This window comes from Pseudomonas sp. GW822-FHT04C11, from assembly GCF_058800905.1.
Genome location: NZ_JBXAMS010000020.1, coordinates 80393 through 98043, shown reverse-complemented (window position 1 = coordinate 98043; position 17651 = coordinate 80393). Strand labels below are relative to the sequence as shown.

Below are 17651 nucleotides of genomic sequence, written 5' to 3'. Positions count from 1 at the left end.
CCGAGCGCGGGCCGGCCTGCGGGAGCAAGCTCCCTCGCCACAGTGGTCGCGTTCAGGCTGGAAGATTAATCTTCCTTGCCCTTGTTCCGCACCGCGCGCTGCAACTCGCGACCGGCATCGCGTTCGCGCTCGGTATCACGCTTGTCGTATTCCTTCTTGCCCTTGCCCAGAGCGATCTCGCACTTGATCAAGTGCTTACTCCAGTACAACGACAGGCAGACGCAGGCGTAACCCTTCTGTTGCACGGCGGCAAACAGCTTCTCCAGCTCGCGCTGGTTGAGCAGCAGTTTGCGCGTGCGCGTCGGGTCGGCGATGACGTGGGTGCTGGCGGTGGTCAGCGGAGTGATGTGACTGCCGAGCAGCCACGCCTCGCCATCCTTGAGTAGCACATAACTGTCGACCAGTTGTGCCTTGCCTGCACGCAGACTCTTTACTTCCCAGCCGGCCAGGACCATGCCAGCCTCGAATCGATGTTCGATGAAGTAATCGTGTCGCGCCTTTTTATTCTGCGCGATGGTCCCTTCGGGGTGTTTCTTCTGTTTAGCCATAGGGGCGGCATTATAGGGAGTTGCGCGCGAGTCGGCTACGGTGAACCTGCGTGCTTGAGCGCATTGAGTGAATCCCGGACAATGCGCCCTCTTTTTTGATCGGTTGGGCGTGTTCAGGATGTCGTCAGACAAGGTTTCAGTCCACGGTAGTTGGGCTAGCCGTTGGGTTTTCATACTCGCTGCGACCGGTTCAGCCGTGGGGCTGGGTAGTATCTGGAAGTTTCCCTACATGGTCGGCGTCTATGGCGGCGGCGCGTTTGTGTTGGTGTTTCTGGCGTGTATTGCGCTGATCGGCGTGCCGGTGATGCTGGCCGAAACCCTGATCGGTCGTCGTGCCCGGCAAAGTCCGGCAAATGCCTTGAAGGTTCTGGCGCTTGAAGCCGGGCATTCGGCGAAATGGTCCTGGGGCGCGTTTGCCGGGATGATTACGGCGCTGCTGATCCTGTCTTTCTATAGTGTGGTGGGCGGCTGGTCGCTGGATTACATCATTGATATGGGGCGCGGTGATTTCCAGGGCGTGACGGCCGATCAGGTCGGCGCCTATTTTGGCGGGGTGATCGCCGACCCTTGGCGTCTGACGCTGTGGCATACCCTCTTCATGTTGCTGTCGGCATTCGTTATCGCCAAAGGCGTCGTCGCGGGGCTTGAGCGCAGCCTGCGGATCATGATGCCGTTGCTGTTCGTGATGCTGGTGATTCTGTTGGGCTACAGCCTGACCACCGGGCACTTCATGGAAGGCGTGCATTTCATGTTCGACTTCAACCCGGACAAGTTGCTGGACGGCTTGCTGCCGGCCATGGGGCATGCGTTTTTTTCCCTGAGCGTCGGTGTGGGCTCGATCATGATCTACGGTGCTTATATGCCTAAGCATTCGTCGATTTCCGGGACCATCGTCGGCGTTGCGTTACTGGATACCTTTGTTTCGTTGCTGGCCGGCCTGGCGTTGTTTCCGATTGTGTTTGCTGCCGGTCTGAACCCAAGCGAAGGGCCAGGATTGATGTTTGTCAGCCTGCCGTTTGCCTTTGGTAACGTCGCATTCGGCCAGTTGATGGGGGTGGTGTTTTTCGTGCTGGTGGCGATTGCGGCCTGGAGTTCGGCGATTTCCTTGCTGGAGCCGATGGTGGCCTACCTGGTTGAGCGGACCAACATCCGTCGTGGCTGGGTGACGTTCTGGCTGGCATTCAGTTGCTGGTTTGTTGGCTTGGGAACGGTGTTTTCCTTCAATATCTGGAAGCAGGCCAAGTTTTTCGTGAATGATGGCGGTGCGTTTCACCTCTACCAGTGGGGGGCGCAAAATGGTCTGGATTTCTTTGGTGTGATCGATTTCTTCACCTCGCGGATCATGTTGCCGCTCGGTGGTTTGTGCTTTGTGGTGTTTGCAGGTTGGGTGATGGGCCGTGAAGCGGTGCGCGACGAACTGTCGATGCGCAGCCCGGCATTGTTTGCTCTGACATTGTTCTTGATGCGCTATGTGGCGCCAATCGGCATTCTTGTAGTGTTTGCCGCCCAGCTGTGGAAGTGACGCTGACATGACGACACATATTCAACGTTCGGCCCTGTTGCCGTATCCGGCACAAGCGCTGTATGACCTGGTCAATGACGTGGCGCGCTATCCGGAATTTTTGCCTTGGTGTTCCGAGGCTGAAGTGCTGGAAAGCTCTGCCGTGCACATGCGTGCAAGCGTAGGCGTGGCCAAGGGTGGGTTAAGCCAGCACTTTGTGACGCGCAATACGCTGGTGGCCGGGTCTTCGATCGAGATGCATCTCGAAGAGGGGCCGTTCAATCAGTTGCATGGTGTTTGGGTGTTCAAGGCATTGGGCGAGAAAGCCTGCAAGATCAGCCTGGACCTGTCGTTCGATTATGCCGGGCCGATTGTTCGGGCGACCCTGGGACCGTTGTTCAATCAGGCGGCTAACACGTTGGTGGACGCGTTCTGTCAGCGCGCCAAGCAGTTGCATGGTTAAGCCGGTGATTGACGTCGAAGTGGTGTATGCCGCCGTCGATCGCCAGATGTTGCTCAAGGTGGCGGTGCCTGTGGGCACTACTCTGCGAGCTGCATTGGCTGAATCAGGCATCGTCGAGCAATTCCCCGAGTTGGATCTGGCTACGTGTCCGGTAGGGATTTTCGGCAAGGTGATTGCCGATCCCGAGCATCATCAGGTCCGTCCGGGTGACCGCATCGAGATTTATCGAGCGTTGCTGGCGGATCCAAAAGAGGTTCGTCGGTTACGTGCGGCCAAGGCTGCGGCGCAGGCCAAGGCCCGGGATCAGTAGATTTCCCAAATGACAGGTAACAAAAAGCCCGGCATGCCGGGCTTTTTGTTGTGTCGCAATTTATTGCGGCGATGTGTCCAACGGTGTTGGCGTCGGGACCGGAACGGTTTCGACCTTGTCGACGTCCTTCTGGATCTGGTCCAGCAGCGAACCTGGTTTTACCGGTTTCTCTGGCTTTGGCTTCTCGGCGTTTTCAGCAGGGGCGGTTACGGTGGTGCCGCTGTTCTTGCCGAGAATCGCTTCGTCACGGCTCACGCCAGGCATGAAATCACCCGACAGGCTGACAAGCTGGTCGTTAGGGTTGAAGATAACGCTGATGCGTTCCTGTTGGCGTTCACCGCCGCCTGGCTGCAGGCTATACAAGTAATCCCAGCGATCGGCATGGAACGTGTCGGTCAGCAGAGGGTTGCCCATGATAAACCGTACTTGCCGACGGGTCATTCCCGGGCGTAACTGGTCTATCATGTCCTGCGTGACGACATTGCCCTGCTGGATGTCGATTTTGTAAACCCCGGGGAATGAACAACCGGCGAGTGCGAGCAGTCCCACAAAGGTGAAACTGGTTAGCAAGAGCTTGGTGTTTTGCATCGGTGGGCGACTTCCACTATCTTGGCTGGGACAACGTAAACGCCGATCATACCCGCATTAAGAGTAGCTGCGAAGCAGCATCGCGAGAAAGCTGACCATGGTTGAAAATAGCGAACTACGCAAAGCCGGCCTTAAAGTGACCCTGCCACGGGTCAAAATTCTGCAAATGCTCGATTCCGCCGAGCAACGTCACATGAGTGCTGAAGATGTTTACAAGGCGCTGATGGAAGCTGGCGAGGATGTCGGTCTGGCCACGGTTTACCGTGTACTGACCCAATTCGAAGCGGCTGGTCTGGTGGTCCGTCACAATTTCGACGGCGGTCACGCGGTCTTCGAACTGGCGGACGGCGGTCACCACGACCATATGGTTAACGTGGAGAACGGTGAAGTGATCGAGTTCTTCGAGGAAGAAATCGAAAAGCTTCAGAAGGCAATCGTCGAGAAGCACGGCTTCGAGTTGGTGGATCACAACCTGGTGCTGTACGTACGTAAGAAAAAGTAAGCATGTCGCGCGGATTTCTGGTCCGCGATACGAACGAAGGCGACCCAAGGGTCGCCTTCGTGCTGTCTGGTGACTTCAGATTTTTGCCGTCACGACCATTTTCTTTGCGTGGGCCAGGGACTCCTTGGTCAGGTCGATTCCTCCCAGCATTCGCGCCACTTCTTCAATACGCTCGTTTTTACTCAGCTTGGACACCGCGGTGTGCGTGGCATCGTCACCGCGCACCTTGTGGACAAATAGATGCTGATGGCCCTGGGAGGCTACTTGGGGCAAGTGAGTGACGGTCAGCACCTGTCCGCGCTCTCCGAGGCGGCGCAAGAGCTGGCCGACAATTTCCGCTGTCGGGCCGCCAATCCCGACGTCCACTTCGTCGAACACCAGTGTTGGCACTCGCGAGGTTTGTGCGGTGATCACCTGGATGGCCAGGCTGATTCGTGACAACTCACCCCCCGATGCGACTTTGGCCAGTGCCTTGAGCGGTTGCCCTGGGTTGGCGCTGACCAGCAGTTCCACCTGCTCGAGGCCGTTGGGCAGCAGTTCAGTGCTGGTGTTGGGGCGTAGCTCAATGGTGAAGCGGCCGCCGGGCATGCCCAGGCGTTGAATTTCCTGTTCGACGGCATTGGCCAGGCTGGTCGAAGCCTGATGACGCAGATCGCTCAGCTCCCGGGCTTTTTCCTGGTAATGCCGGGCGAATGCACCCAGCTCTTCGCTCAGTCGTTCGATGGACTCGTCGTTGGCATTCAGTGTCTCGATTTCGTCCAGCAGCCTTTGCTGAAGTTCTGCGACTTCGGTGGGCTGAATCCGGTGTTTGCGCGCCAGGGTGTAGATCGAATCCAGGCGTTCTTCGAGTTGCTGGAGGCGTGCCGGATCGGCATCGAAATGGTCGAGAAAACGGTTCAGTTCGCCGACAGCTTCTTCCACCTGAATCTGCGCGCTGGTCAGCAGGTTGGTTGCTTCGCCGAGGGCGCCGACCGAATTGTTCACGCTCGACAGGCGATTGAGGCTGGCCGTCAGGGCATTCAGTACATTGCCGGAATCGCTTTCGCTGCACTGCTCGACCACTTGTCGGCAAATCCCCAGCAAGGTTTCGGCGTTGGTCAGGTTTTTGTGTTCCTGCTCCAGTTGCTCCAGCTCGCTCTCGCCGAGGCCGAGGTTTTCCAGCTCTTCGAGTTGGTAGCTGAGCAATTGGTGGCGAGCGCGCTGCTCGTCGCCGGAGTTGGAGAGGCGCTCCAGCTCCTGGCGGGTCTGGCGCCAGCGCTGGGCGGCCAGTTGCACCTGGCGGGCGAGGTCCGTGGCGCCGGCATATTCGTCGAGCAGCCGACGGTGCGTGTCGGTTTTCAGCAGCGATTGGTGTTCATGCTGGCTGTGGATATCGATCAGCAGTTCGCCAAGGGCTTTAAGGTCGCCCAGCGGGCAGGGGCTGCCATTGATGTAGCCACGCGAGCGACCCTCGGCGGTAATCACCCTGCGCAGGATGCATGGGCCGTCGGTATCGAGGTCGCGCTCGGCCAGCCAGGTACTGGCTTCCGGAATATCGGCCAGGTCGAATGTGGCCAGGATGTCGGCCTTCTCGGCGCCTGGGCGAACCACGCCGCTGTCGGCGCGATCGCCCAGGGTCAGGCCCAGGGCGTCGAGCATGATCGACTTGCCTGCACCGGTTTCCCCTGTGATCACGCTCATCCCGCGATCAAGTTCCAGATCGAGATGTTCAACGATTGCGTAGTTATGTACGGACAGGTGCACCAGCATAGAGGCCGCTCCCAGGCTTTAGGTCTGGTTATTTATACAGTGTTTTGTTTCTGGCTGACAATGCCCGTGTTTAGCTCGATTTGCTTGGAAAATGGATTTTTTTAAAACCCCCGGGATATTAAATCAGTCGTTTTGTAAGGGTAATAGCGTTCAGAGTTCCGGCAGCCCTTGAACCTGGAATTTGCGACCCCATATACCGGGGCAGAAGCGCGAGTCGAGTTCGCGCACGATTTTGAAAGGAGAAATCTATGGCTGACGAACAGACGCTGGATACGCAAAATCCAGACGCCAATCAGGCTCCCGAAGCATCGGGTGAAGACCTGGCGGCTCGTGTACAAGTGCTCGAAGAGCAACTGGCTGGCGCGCAGGATCAGTCTTTGCGTGTTGCTGCCGATCTGCAGAACGTCCGCCGTCGCGCTGAGCAGGATGTAGAAAAAGCTCACAAATTCGCGTTAGAGAAGTTCGCCAACGACTTGCTGCCGATAGTCGACAGCCTGGAGCGTGGTCTTGAGCTGTCCAACCCGGACGACGAAAGCATCCGCCCTATGCGTGAAGGCATCCAGCTGACCCTGAAAATGTTCCAGGACACCCTGAAGCGTTATCAGCTGGAAGCGATCGATCCTGAAGGTGAGCCGTTCAACGCTGCACATCATCAGGCGATGGCCATGCAGGAAAGTGCAGACGTCGAGCCCAACAGCGTGCTCAAGGTGTTCCAGAAGGGTTACATGCTCAACGGTCGCCTGCTGCGCCCGGCCATGGTCGTGGTCAGCAAGGCTCCGGCGCCGGTTTCGCCTTCGATTGACGAGCAGGCTTGAAATTCGCCGTAAGGCCCCCATTTAGATGTCAAGCGTTTAAGTGCTACCGCAGTTAGCCACCACCGCTGCGGCAACCAAATCCAAAGTTTCGGGAGAGTGAACATGGGCAAAATTATCGGTATCGACCTGGGGACTACCAACTCCTGCGTCTCCGTGCTGGAAAACGGCGTAGCCAAAGTTATCGAAAACGCTGAAGGCGCGCGTACTACGCCGTCGATCATCGCTTATGCCAACGATGGCGAGATCCTGGTGGGTCAGTCGGCCAAGCGTCAGGCTGTGACCAATCCGCACAACACCCTGTATGCGGTGAAGCGTCTGATCGGTCGTAAGTTCGACGAAGAAGTCGTACAGAAAGACATCAAGATGGTCCCTTACAAAATCGCCAAGGCTGACAATGGCGACGCTTGGGTTGAAGTGAACGGCCAGAAAATGTCGCCGCCACAGATCTCGGCTGAAATCCTGAAAAAAATGAAGAAGACCGCCGAAGACTACCTCGGCGAGACTGTGACTGAAGCGGTCATCACCGTTCCGGCCTACTTCAACGACAGTCAGCGTCAGGCGACCAAAGACGCCGGCCGTATTGCTGGCCTGGACGTAAAACGCATCATCAACGAACCAACCGCAGCCGCTCTGGCCTACGGTATGGACAAGGCCAAGGGCGATCACACCGTGATCGTTTATGACCTGGGTGGCGGTACTTTCGACGTCTCCGTAATCGAGATCGCCGAAGTTGATGGCGAGCACCAGTTCGAAGTGTTGGCCACCAACGGTGACACCTTCCTGGGCGGTGAAGACTTCGACATTCGTCTGATCGACTACCTCGTTGACGAATTCAAGAAAGAAAGCGGCATGAACCTCAAAGGTGACCCGCTGGCCATGCAGCGCCTGAAAGAAGCCGCTGAGAAAGCCAAGATCGAGCTGTCTTCGAGCCTGCAGACCGACGTTAACCTGCCGTACATCACTGCAGATGCGACCGGTCCTAAGCACTTGAACGTGAAAATCTCCCGCGCCAAGCTGGAAGCGCTGGTTGAAGACCTGGTTCAACGCACCATTGAGCCTTGCCGCATTGCCCTGAAAGACTCGGGTATCGACGTTGGCGCGATCAACGACGTGATCCTGGTCGGCGGTCAGACCCGTATGCCACTGGTTCAGAAACTGGTGACCGAGTTCTTCGGTAAAGAAGCCCGTAAAGACGTTAACCCGGACGAAGCCGTTGCCATGGGTGCTGCTATCCAGGGTGCAGTATTGGCCGGTGACGTGAAAGACGTCCTGCTGCTCGACGTCAGCCCGCTGACTCTGGGTATCGAAACCATGGGTGGCGTGATGACTGCGCTGATCGAGAAAAACACCACGATTCCTACCAAGAAATCGCAAGTGTTCTCGACTGCCGATGACAACCAGGGCGCAGTGACCATTCACGTGCTGCAAGGTGAGCGCAAGCAAGCTGCGCAGAACAAGTCCCTGGGCAAGTTCGACCTGGCCGAGATTCCACCAGCACCACGTGGCGTGCCACAAATTGAAGTGACCTTCGACATCGACGCCAACGGCATCCTGCACGTAGGCGCCAAAGACAAGGCCACCGGCAAGACTCAGTCGATCGTGATCAAGGCCAACTCCGGTCTGTCCGAGGAAGAAATTCAGCAGATGATTCGCGATGCTGAAACCAACGCTGACGAAGACCGTAAGTTCGAAGAGCTGGCCACTGCCCGTAACCAGGGCGACGCGTTGGTTCACTCGACGCGCAAAATGGTCGCTGACGCTGGCGACAAAGTGACTGCTGAAGAGAAGACCGCAATCGAAGCTGCCGTGGTTGCCCTGGAAGCCGCTGTTAAAGGCGACGACAAGGCGGCTATCGAAGCCAAGGTTGAAGAGCTGTCGAAAGTCTCCGCTCCAGTGGCGCAGAAGATGTACGCAGAACAGGCTCAGCCAGCTGACGGTGCGGCACCGCACGCTGAAAAAGCTGAGAAGGCTGACGACGTTGTCGACGCTGAGTTCGAAGAAGTCAAAGAACACAAGTAAGTTGTTGGTCGGCCGGTTGACTGCCTTTGTGCGGTGACTGGTAGGATGTCGCCGCGCGGGAGCTTGCTCCCGCGTTGGCGTGTCTGGAGTAGACGAATTTTTACAGCATGCGACAGCGTTCGGATGCTGGCGGTGCGGACGGGGATGCTCCTGCTTTCCGATCCACAGGTATCGCATCGAATCAAAGACCAGGATCGTTGAATTGACGTGAGTTGGGTCCGGGCCTGTATTGGGGCTCAACGAGTTTGGCGAAGCTCAGGAGGGGTTTGCCGAACGTCCTTAAGAGTGCAAAGACTTATGGCAAAGCGTGACTATTACGAAGTGTTGGGTGTTGAGCGTGGCACGAGCGAAACGGACCTGAAAAAGGCCTACCGTCGCTTGGCAATGAAGCACCACCCGGACCGTAATCCTGACGACAAAGCGTCGGAAGAAAAATTCAAGGAGGCCAACGAGGCCTACGAAGTACTGTCCGATTCCAGCAAGCGCGCGGCGTACGACCAGTACGGTCATGCCGGTGTCGACCCAAGCATGGGTGGCGGCGGTGCTGGTTTTGGTGGTCAGAACTTCTCCGATATCTTCGGTGATGTGTTCAGTGACTTCTTCGGTGGTGGTCGCGGCGGTTCCCGTGGCGGTGCTCAGCGCGGTAGCGATCTGCGCTACACCCTGGAGCTGAACCTGGAAGAAGCGGTGCGCGGCACAACCGTGAATATCCGTGTTCCAACACTGGTCAACTGCAAGCCGTGCGACGGGTCGGGTGCTAAGAAAGGTTCTGCGCCGGTCACGTGCCCAACCTGCGGCGGTATCGGTCAGGTGCGCATGCAGCAAGGCTTCTTCTCGGTGCAGCAAACCTGCCCGCGTTGCCATGGCCAGGGCAAGATCATTTCCGATCCATGCAACTCCTGCAATGGCGAAGGTCGTGTCGAAGAGTACAAGACCCTGTCGGTGAAAGTGCCGGCTGGCGTTGATACCGGCGACCGTATTCGTCTGTCTGGCGAAGGCGAGGCGGGGACTCAAGGTGGGCCGACTGGCGACCTGTACGTGGTGATCAACGTGCGCGAGCACGCGATCTTCCAGCGTGACGGCAAGCATCTGTTTTGCGAAGTGCCGATCAGCTTCGTCGATGCAGCGCTGGGCGGCGAGCTGGAGATTCCGACTCTTGATGGTCGGGTCAGGCTGAAGATTCCTGAAGGCACGCAGACCGGCAAGCAGTTCCGGGTGCGTGGCAAGGGCGTGGCACCGGTTCGTGGCGGTGGCGCGGGCGACCTGATGTGCAGTGTGGTGGTCGAGACTCCAGTCAATCTGGGGCGTCGTCAGCGCGAACTGCTGGAAGAGTTCCGCAGTTCCCTGGCGGACGACAACAGCCATTCGCCGAAAACCACCGGTTGGTTCGAAGGCGTGAAGCGCTTCTTCGGCGATCTGTAAGGAGTCGGGCATGCGACGTATAGCTGTGATGGGCGCTGCCGGGCGCATGGGCAAGATCCTGATCGAAGCGGTGCAGCAACGCGCACCACTCACTGGTCTGACGGCGGCAATCGTGCGCCCTGGCAGCACGCTGATCGGCGTGGATGCTGGTGAGCTGGCCGCGCTGGGGCGGATTGGTGTGCCGCTGTCCGGTAACCTGGAAATGGTGGCGGCTGAGTTCGATGTGTTGATCGACTTCACGCTCCCGGAGGTCATGCTGAAAAACCTGGCGTTCTGCCGCAAGGTGGGCAAGGCCATGGTCATCGGCACTACGGGGCTGGATGCTGCGCAAAAGCAGTTGCTGGCCGAGGCAGGCAAGGACATTCCAATTGTCTTTGCCGCCAATTTCAGTGTTGGCGTGAACCTGTCGCTGAAGCTGCTCGATATGGCGGCTCGTGTGTTGGGTGATGATGCTGATATCGAAATCATCGAAGCCCATCATCGAAACAAGATCGATGCGCCTTCAGGTACGGCTTTGCGCATGGGCGAGGTGATCGCCAGCGCACTGGATCGTGATCTGCAGAAGGTTGCGGTCTATGGGCGCGAAGGCCACACCGGTGTGCGCGAGCGCGAAACCATCGGTTTCGCCACGGTTCGCGGCGGTGATGTGGTCGGCGATCATACGGTGCTGTTCGCCTGCGAGGGCGAGCGCCTGGAAATCACCCATAAAGCGTCCAGTCGCATGACCTTCGCCAAGGGCGCGGTGCGTGCCGCGTTGTGGCTGGATGGTCGTGAGCCGGGTCTTTACGACATGCAAGACGTGCTCGACCTGCGTTAAGATGCAGCCGGAATCGGGTTCAAACACAGCGTTTGAGCCCGATTTATCCCGCCAAGCGACGTCCTGTCGCATTCCCCGGCCTTTTAGGCTCATTGGCGGTAGACCAAAAAAGCCTTTTTCTGTAAGCTACAGCTTTAGTGTGTCCACTAAAAGCGCGCAGAATAATTCAGTGAAGAAGCGGGGTGACGTGTCCATACGTCACTCCGCTTTTTTGCAACCTGCGATCGCCCTTTCAGGCTTTATTTACGGGAGGTCTTCTTGACTAAGCCAGCCATACTCGCCCTTGCTGATGGCAGCATTTTTCGCGGCGAAGCCATTGGAGCCGACGGTCAAACCGTTGGTGAGGTGGTGTTTAACACTGCCATGACCGGCTATCAGGAAATCCTTACCGATCCTTCCTACGCCCAACAGATCGTTACCCTGACTTACCCGCACATCGGCAACACCGGCACCACGCCGGAAGACGCCGAGTCCGACCGCGTCTGGTCTGCAGGTCTGGTTATTCGTGACCTGCCACTGGTTGCGAGCAACTGGCGTAACACGATGTCCCTGTCCGACTACCTGAAAGCCAACAACGTTGTGGCAATCGCCGGTATCGACACCCGCCGCCTGACACGCATCCTGCGTGAAAAAGGCGCGCAGAACGGCTGCATCATGGCTGGCGACAACATCTCCGACGAAGCTGCGATTGCAGCAGCGCGCGGCTTCCCGGGCCTGAAGGGCATGGATCTGGCGAAAGTCGTCAGCACCAAGAAGCAGTACGAATGGCGCTCGACTGTCTGGGATCTGAAAACCGACAGCCACGCGACCCTCGACGCTGCCGATCTGCCGTACCACGTGGTTGCCTACGACTACGGCGTCAAGGTCAACATCCTGCGCATGCTGGTCGAGCGCGGTTGCCGCGTGACCGTGGTGCCAGCTCAAACGCCGGCTGCTGACGTTCTGGCTCTGAAGCCGGACGGTGTGTTCCTGTCCAACGGCCCGGGTGACCCTGAGCCTTGCGACTACGCCATCCAGGCGATCAAGGACATCCTTGAAACCGAGATCCCGGTGTTCGGCATCTGCCTCGGCCACCAACTGTTGGCCCTGGCCTCTGGCGCCAAGACCCTGAAAATGGGCCACGGTCACCACGGTGCCAACCATCCGGTTCAGGATCTGGATTCCGGTGTCGTCATGATCACCAGCCAGAACCACGGTTTTGCGGTAGACGAAGCGACTCTGCCAGGCAACGTTCGGGCGATCCACAAATCGCTGTTCGACGGCACCCTGCAAGGCATCGAGCGTACCGACAAGAGCGCGTTCAGCTTCCAGGGTCACCCTGAAGCCAGTCCTGGTCCGAACGATGTGGCGCCGCTGTTCGATCGCTTCATCAACGAGATGGCCAAGCGACGTTAATCGCCGGGCTTGAGCATGTAGCGAGAAGTCCCTGAGGGTGGCCCCGGTAACCCGGCGGTCCCTGAAGGGCTTCAGAGATTGATCAAGACGGCTTCTCCTAGGGGATTGCCGTCGGACCTGCGGATTTGAGTGACTACCCATGCCAAAACGTACAGACATTAAAAGCATCCTGATTCTCGGCGCTGGCCCGATCGTGATCGGCCAGGCTTGCGAATTCGACTACTCCGGCGCCCAGGCTTGCAAAGCCCTGCGCGAAGAGGGTTACCGCGTCATCCTGGTGAACTCCAACCCGGCCACCATCATGACCGATCCGGCCATGGCCGACGCCACCTACATCGAACCGATCAAGTGGCAGACCGTTGCCAAGATCATCGAGAAAGAGCGTCCGGACGCGCTGCTGCCGACCATGGGCGGCCAGACTGCTCTGAACTGCGCCCTGGACCTGGAGCGCGAAGGCATTCTGGAGAAGTTCGGCGTAGAGATGATCGGCGCCAATGCTGACACCATCGACAAGGCTGAAGACCGTTCGCGTTTCGACAAGGCGATGAAATCCATCGGCCTGGCTTGCCCGCGTTCCGGCATCGCCCACAGCATGGAAGAGGCCAATGCGGTCCTCGAGAAGCTCGGCTTCCCGTGCATCATCCGCCCGTCCTTCACCATGGGCGGTACCGGTGGCGGTATCGCTTACAACCGTGAAGAATTCGAAGAAATCTGCGCCCGCGGTCTGGACTTGTCGCCGACCAAAGAGCTGCTGATCGACGAATCGCTGATTGGCTGGAAAGAGTACGAAATGGAGGTTGTCCGCGATAAGAAGGACAACTGCATCATCGTCTGCTCGATCGAAAACTTCGACCCGATGGGCGTGCACACCGGTGACTCGATCACTGTGGCTCCGGCACAGACCCTGACCGACAAGGAATACCAGATCCTGCGTAACGCCTCCCTGGCGGTACTGCGCGAGATCGGCGTGGAAACCGGTGGCTCCAACGTCCAGTTCGGCATCTGCCCGAACACTGGCCGCATGGTGGTCATCGAGATGAACCCGCGGGTATCCCGTTCCTCGGCGCTGGCTTCGAAAGCAACCGGTTTCCCGATTGCCAAGGTCGCGGCCAAGCTGGCTGTGGGTTACACCCTGGATGAGCTGTCGAACGACATCACTGGCGGTAAAACCCCCGCGTCTTTCGAGCCGTCCATCGACTACGTCGTGACCAAGCTGCCACGCTTCGCTTTCGAGAAGTTCCCGAAAGCCGACGCCCGCCTGACCACTCAAATGAAGTCGGTTGGCGAAGTCATGGCTATCGGCCGGACCTTCCAGGAATCCCTGCAGAAAGCCCTGCGCGGTCTGGAAGTCGGTGTGTGCGGTCTGGACGAGAAGCTCGACCTGAGCAATCCGGAAAGCATGAGCGTGCTCAAGCGCGAACTGACCGTGCCGGGCGCCGAGCGTATCTGGTACGTGGCTGACGCAATGCGCGCCGGCATGAGCGTTGAAGATATCTTCGGCATGACCATGATCGATCCTTGGTTCCTGGTGCAGATGGAAGATCTGATCAAGGACGAAGAGAAGGTCAAGACCCTGGGTCTGACCAGCATCGACCGCGACATGATGTTCCGCCTCAAGCGCAAGGGTTTCTCCGATCAACGCCTGGCCAAGTTGCTGGGTGTGACCGAGAAGAGCCTGCGTGCCCATCGCCACAAGCTTGAAGTGTTCCCGGTCTACAAGCGCGTCGACACTTGCGCCGCCGAGTTCGCCACCGACACCGCTTACCTCTACTCGACGTACGAAGAAGAGTGCGAAGCCGCGCCATCGGGTCGCGACAAGATCATGATCCTGGGCGGCGGTCCTAACCGTATCGGTCAAGGCATCGAGTTCGACTACTGCTGCGTACACGCGGCACTGGCCCTGCGCGATGACGGGTACGAGACCATCATGGTCAACTGCAACCCGGAAACCGTATCCACCGACTACGACACCTCCGATCGCCTGTACTTCGAGCCGGTGACCCTGGAAGACGTGCTGGAAATTGTCCGCGTCGAGAAACCAAAAGGCGTGATCGTCCAGTACGGCGGCCAGACTCCGCTAAAACTGGCTCGTGCCCTGGAAGCTGCTGGCGTGCCGATCATCGGCACCAGCCCTGACGCAATCGACCGCGCCGAAGACCGTGAGCGCTTCCAGCAGATGGTCCAGCGCCTGAACCTGCGTCAGCCGCCAAACGCCACCGTGCGCAGCGAAGATGAAGCCATTCGTGCTGCCGCGAAGATCGGCTACCCGCTGGTGGTGCGTCCGTCCTACGTACTGGGCGGTCGTGCGATGGAAATCGTCTACGAAGAAGAAGAACTCAAGCGCTACCTGCGTGAAGCGGTTCAAGTGTCCAACGACAGCCCTGTGCTGCTGGACCACTTCCTCAACTGCGCCATCGAAATGGACGTGGATGCGGTTTGCGACGGCACCGACGTGGTGATCGGCGCGATCATGCAGCACATCGAACAGGCAGGTGTTCACTCCGGTGACTCCGCGTGCTCGCTGCCGCCGTACTCGCTGCCTTTGCATATCCAGGACGAGATGCGTGAGCAGGTCAAGAAAATGGCCCTGGAGCTGGGCGTGGTCGGCCTGATGAACGTTCAGTTGGCGCTGCAAGGCGAAGACATCTACGTCATCGAAGTCAACCCGCGCGCTTCCCGTACCGTACCTTTCGTGTCCAAGTGCATCGGTGTTTCCCTGGCAATGATCGCGGCTCGCGTGATGGCCGGTAAAACCCTGAAGGAAATCGGTTTCACCAAAGAAATCATTCCTAACTTCTACAGCGTGAAAGAGGCGGTGTTCCCATTCGCCAAGTTCCCTGGCGTTGACCCGATCCTTGGCCCGGAAATGAAGTCCACCGGTGAAGTGATGGGCGTGGGCGACACCTTCGGCGAAGCCTTTGCCAAAGCCCAGATGGGTGCCAGCGAAGTGCTGCCGACCGGCGGTACTGCCTTCATCAGCGTGCGTGATGATGATAAGCCACTGGTTGCAGGCGTAGCCCGTGATCTGATCAACTTGGGCTTCGAAGTGGTCGCCACTGCCGGTACTGCCAAGCTGATCGAAGCTGCAGGCCTGAAAGTGCGCCGTGTGAACAAGGTGACCGAAGGTCGTCCGCACGTGGTCGACATGATCAAGAATGACGAAGTCACGTTGATAATCAACACCACCGAAGGTCGTCAGTCGATCGCTGATTCGTACTCCATTCGTCGTAATGCCTTGCAGCACAAGATCTACTGCACTACCACCATTGCTGCTGGCGAAGCTATCTGTGAAGCGCTGAAGTTCGGTCCCGAGAAGACTGTGCGCCGCTTGCAGGATCTACACGCAGGATTGAAGGCATGATCAAATACCCAATGACCGTTAAGGGGGCGAAAGCCCTCGAAGAAGAACACGCTCACCTGACCAAGGTCGTCCGTCCGAAGCTCAGCCAGGACATCGGTACAGCTCGCGAGTTAGGTGACTTGAAGGAAAACGCCGAATACCACGCTGCTCGCGAGCAGCAGGGTATGGTCGAAGCGCGGATCCGTGATATCGAAGGCCGCATGCAGAATGCGGTGATCATCGATGTCACGAGCATTCCTCACACCGGCAAAGTGATTTTCGGTACCACCGTTGAAATCGCCAACGTCGAAACGGATGAAAGTGTCACTTACCACATCGTGGGCGAGGATGAGGCTGACTTCAAACTCGGCAAGATCTCCGTCAGTTCGCCACTTGCTCGCGCCTTGATTGCCAAGGAAGAGGGTGATGTGGTGGCGGTCAAAACGCCTGGCGGCGTTATCGAGTACGAGATTGTCGAAGTCCGCCATATCTGAAGGCAAGCGCCTGCTTCGTGCGGGCGCCATGCTTTGGCAACTGACTCAGATGTTATGGGTTGGTGGCCTGTGGTTGTTGCACATCGGTCTGTTGCCGGTGCTGAGCCGTATTGGCCTGGCACCGCTGCTGATCGAAGAAATTTCAAGCATGCTGAGTGCGCTGCTGGTCGGGTTTTCAGCGGCGTGCGTGGTTTTTCAGGTTTTGGTGCTGGTTCAGGCCAAGGGCCTTGTCAGTCTATGGCGCGATATTCGCGGGCAACTGCTGTTGATGGCGCTATACGCGAGTGCGATGTACTTCGTCGTGCGAATCGACTGGCCGCAGGCGCAGCACTGGTTGTTGTTCAGCTATCTTGTGCTGGGTTTTTCCGGGTTGCTGCTGGTTTTACAGCCGGTGCCGGGATGGGGTGGCAGGGTGCGCGAAGCACACCCTTGACCCGTATCATCACTTGAAGCGATGAACGTTCGACAACTGCTTGTTGACGCTGAAGTTCTTGCGGTAAATCAGCGCCATCTTGCCGATGACTTGCACCAAATCCGCTTTGCCGGCCTTGCACAGTTCTGCAATGGCTGCCAGGCGCGATTCGCGATCGAGGATGCTGAGCTTGATCTTGATCAGCTCGTGATCGCCCAATGCGCGTTCCAGTTCGGCTAAAACACCTTCAGTCAAACCGTTGTCAGCCACAGTCAAAACTGGTTTCAGATGGTGGCCAATGGACTTGTACTGTTTCTTCTGCTCTTGAGTGAGCGGCATAATCTGACCCCTGCGTCTGATCTTGTAAAAAGCGGCGGCCAGTTTACCCGAGCGAGTCCGGGACCGCCCAGTTAATCGCGACTCGTTTATTTTTTTGAGGTGGCCCGTGGCCCGTTCCAAGACTAGCCTTAACTGGCTGAAAGAGCATTTCAACGACCCGTACGTCAAAATGGCGCAAAAAGACGGGTATCGTTCGCGTGCCAGCTACAAATTGCTGGAGATCCAGGAAAAGGATCGCCTGATCCGTCCGGGCATGACCGTAATCGATCTCGGTGCAGCGCCGGGTGGCTGGTCGCAAGTGACCAGTCGTCTGATTGGTGGTCAGGGTCGTTTGATCGCCTCCGACATCCTGGAAATGGACAGCATCCCCGATGTGACCTTCATTCAGGGCGACTTTACCGAAGATGCGGTGCTGGCTCAGATCCTCGAGGCGGTCGGAAATACGCAGGTAGACCTTGTGATTTCCGATATGGCCCCCAATATGAGTGGATTGGCAGCTGTAGATATGCCACGGGCGATGTTCCTCTGCGAGTTGGCACTGGATCTCGCCGGTCGGGTTTTACGGCCAGGTGGTGATTTTTTGATCAAGGTCTTCCAGGGTGAAGGCTTCGATGAATACCACAAGGAAATCCGCAAGCTGTTTGACAAGGTACAGATGCGCAAGCCTTTGTCTTCGCGTGACAGGTCTCGCGAGCAGTACTTGCTGGGACGCGGTTTCCGCGGTGTTGAAGGTTCCGAGAGCGTTGAGCGTTTCTAAGGGGGCGATAGGTTTTTTTGTATCGCTTTACAGAGCCGGTATAACGAATATTGTGTAGTCATTGTTTCACAAAGGGTTACAGACGGCGCCTGCCAGAGCCGTAGGTAATGTAGTAAGTTAGGCCGGTGAATATCATGCGAAGCGCGCGCCAGTAGCGGAGCTTGCTTCAGAGGGTAGTTA

The 17651-nt window shown here is 57.8% G+C and carries 17 protein-coding genes; 13 read left to right on the top strand and 4 right to left on the bottom strand.

The genetic code is table 11. From position 1 onward, the window contains the following. Positions 1–65 precede the first annotated feature (65 nt). On the bottom strand, positions 66–548 hold the full coding sequence (gene smpB, locus AC1RJ3_RS26085) for an SsrA-binding protein SmpB (protein WP_019691770.1): 483 nt from the start codon (positions 546–548) through the stop codon (positions 66–68). Between the two features lie 118 nt (positions 549–666). Here smpB and AC1RJ3_RS26080 point away from each other — a divergent pair, with 118 nt between their 5' ends. Genes AC1RJ3_RS26080 through AC1RJ3_RS26070 form a run of 3 tightly spaced genes read left to right on the top strand, consistent with a single transcriptional unit; the run spans position 667 to position 2822 of the window. Continuing rightward, the gene (locus AC1RJ3_RS26080; protein WP_103318585.1) at positions 667–2070 is read left to right on the top strand and encodes a sodium-dependent transporter; all 1404 of its coding nucleotides are present in this window, start codon (positions 667–669) and stop codon (positions 2068–2070) included. Between the two features lie 7 nt (positions 2071–2077). After that, complete coding sequence (locus AC1RJ3_RS26075; protein ID WP_054594076.1) at positions 2078–2512, top strand: type II toxin-antitoxin system RatA family toxin; 435 nt, start codon at positions 2078–2080, stop codon at positions 2510–2512. Then, positions 2505–2822, top strand: a complete 318-nt coding sequence (locus tag AC1RJ3_RS26070; protein WP_493081296.1) for an RnfH family protein — start codon at positions 2505–2507, stop codon at positions 2820–2822. Before AC1RJ3_RS26075 ends, AC1RJ3_RS26070 begins: the two co-directional genes overlap by 8 nt. 60 nt (positions 2823–2882) lie before the next feature. Here the strand turns inward: AC1RJ3_RS26070 and AC1RJ3_RS26065 are convergent, their stop codons facing one another. After that, positions 2883–3410, bottom strand: a complete 528-nt coding sequence (locus AC1RJ3_RS26065; RefSeq protein WP_054594074.1) for an outer membrane protein assembly factor BamE — start codon at positions 3408–3410, stop codon at positions 2883–2885. 97 nt (positions 3411–3507) lie between these two features. Between AC1RJ3_RS26065 and fur the strand changes: the two genes are divergently transcribed. Continuing rightward, positions 3508–3912: a ferric iron uptake transcriptional regulator gene (gene fur, locus AC1RJ3_RS26060; protein WP_019691775.1), complete on the top strand. Its 405-nt coding sequence runs from the start codon at positions 3508–3510 to the stop codon at positions 3910–3912. A gap of 75 nt (positions 3913–3987) precedes the next feature. On the opposite strand, the gene recN is transcribed toward fur, so the two are convergent. Further along, on the bottom strand, positions 3988–5661 hold the full coding sequence (gene recN / locus AC1RJ3_RS26055; RefSeq protein ID WP_103318592.1) for a DNA repair protein RecN: 1674 nt from the start codon (positions 5659–5661) through the stop codon (positions 3988–3990). A 248-nt stretch (positions 5662–5909) separates the two neighbouring features. Here recN and grpE point away from each other — a divergent pair, with 248 nt between their 5' ends. The 8 genes from grpE to AC1RJ3_RS26015 all read left to right on the top strand — a co-directional run bounded on the left by grpE (position 5910) and on the right by AC1RJ3_RS26015 (position 16396). Then, on the top strand, positions 5910–6476 hold the full coding sequence (gene grpE / locus AC1RJ3_RS26050) for a nucleotide exchange factor GrpE (protein ID WP_054594072.1): 567 nt from the start codon (positions 5910–5912) through the stop codon (positions 6474–6476). Between the two features lie 102 nt (positions 6477–6578). After that, positions 6579–8495: a molecular chaperone DnaK gene (dnaK, locus tag AC1RJ3_RS26045; protein ID WP_054594071.1), complete on the top strand. Its 1917-nt coding sequence runs from the start codon at positions 6579–6581 to the stop codon at positions 8493–8495. A gap of 297 nt (positions 8496–8792) precedes the next feature. Next, positions 8793–9917, top strand: coding sequence for a molecular chaperone DnaJ (gene dnaJ / locus AC1RJ3_RS26040; RefSeq protein ID WP_054594070.1), 1125 nt, complete (start codon positions 8793–8795; stop codon positions 9915–9917). A 10-nt stretch (positions 9918–9927) separates the two neighbouring features. Next, positions 9928–10734, top strand: a complete 807-nt coding sequence (dapB, locus tag AC1RJ3_RS26035) for a 4-hydroxy-tetrahydrodipicolinate reductase (RefSeq protein WP_054594069.1) — start codon at positions 9928–9930, stop codon at positions 10732–10734. A gap of 258 nt (positions 10735–10992) precedes the next feature. Next, positions 10993–12129 carry a glutamine-hydrolyzing carbamoyl-phosphate synthase small subunit gene (gene carA, locus AC1RJ3_RS26030; protein ID WP_493081291.1) on the top strand — a complete coding sequence of 379 codons (1137 nt, stop codon included), beginning with the start codon at positions 10993–10995 and terminating at the stop codon, positions 12127–12129. A 139-nt stretch (positions 12130–12268) separates the two neighbouring features. After that, positions 12269–15490 carry a carbamoyl-phosphate synthase large subunit gene (carB, locus tag AC1RJ3_RS26025; RefSeq protein ID WP_054594067.1) on the top strand — a complete coding sequence of 1074 codons (3222 nt, stop codon included), beginning with the start codon at positions 12269–12271 and terminating at the stop codon, positions 15488–15490. Beyond that, positions 15487–15963: a transcription elongation factor GreA gene (gene greA, locus AC1RJ3_RS26020; protein ID WP_347928027.1), complete on the top strand. Its 477-nt coding sequence runs from the start codon at positions 15487–15489 to the stop codon at positions 15961–15963. The genes carB and greA overlap by 4 nt, the downstream gene beginning before the upstream one ends. A 28-nt stretch (positions 15964–15991) precedes the next feature. Then, positions 15992–16396 carry a hypothetical protein gene (locus tag AC1RJ3_RS26015; RefSeq protein WP_054594065.1) on the top strand — a complete coding sequence of 135 codons (405 nt, stop codon included), beginning with the start codon at positions 15992–15994 and terminating at the stop codon, positions 16394–16396. Positions 16397–16405: 9 nt separating this feature from the next. Here the strand turns inward: AC1RJ3_RS26015 and AC1RJ3_RS26010 are convergent, their stop codons facing one another. After that, on the bottom strand, positions 16406–16714 hold the full coding sequence (locus AC1RJ3_RS26010; protein WP_019691785.1) for a YhbY family RNA-binding protein: 309 nt from the start codon (positions 16712–16714) through the stop codon (positions 16406–16408). 106 nt (positions 16715–16820) lie between these two features. Here AC1RJ3_RS26010 and rlmE point away from each other — a divergent pair, with 106 nt between their 5' ends. After that, entirely contained in the window at positions 16821–17471 is a 651-nt protein-coding gene (gene rlmE / locus AC1RJ3_RS26005; RefSeq protein ID WP_019691786.1) for a 23S rRNA (uridine(2552)-2'-O)-methyltransferase RlmE, read from the top strand. Positions 17472–17651: the final 180 nt, after the last annotated feature.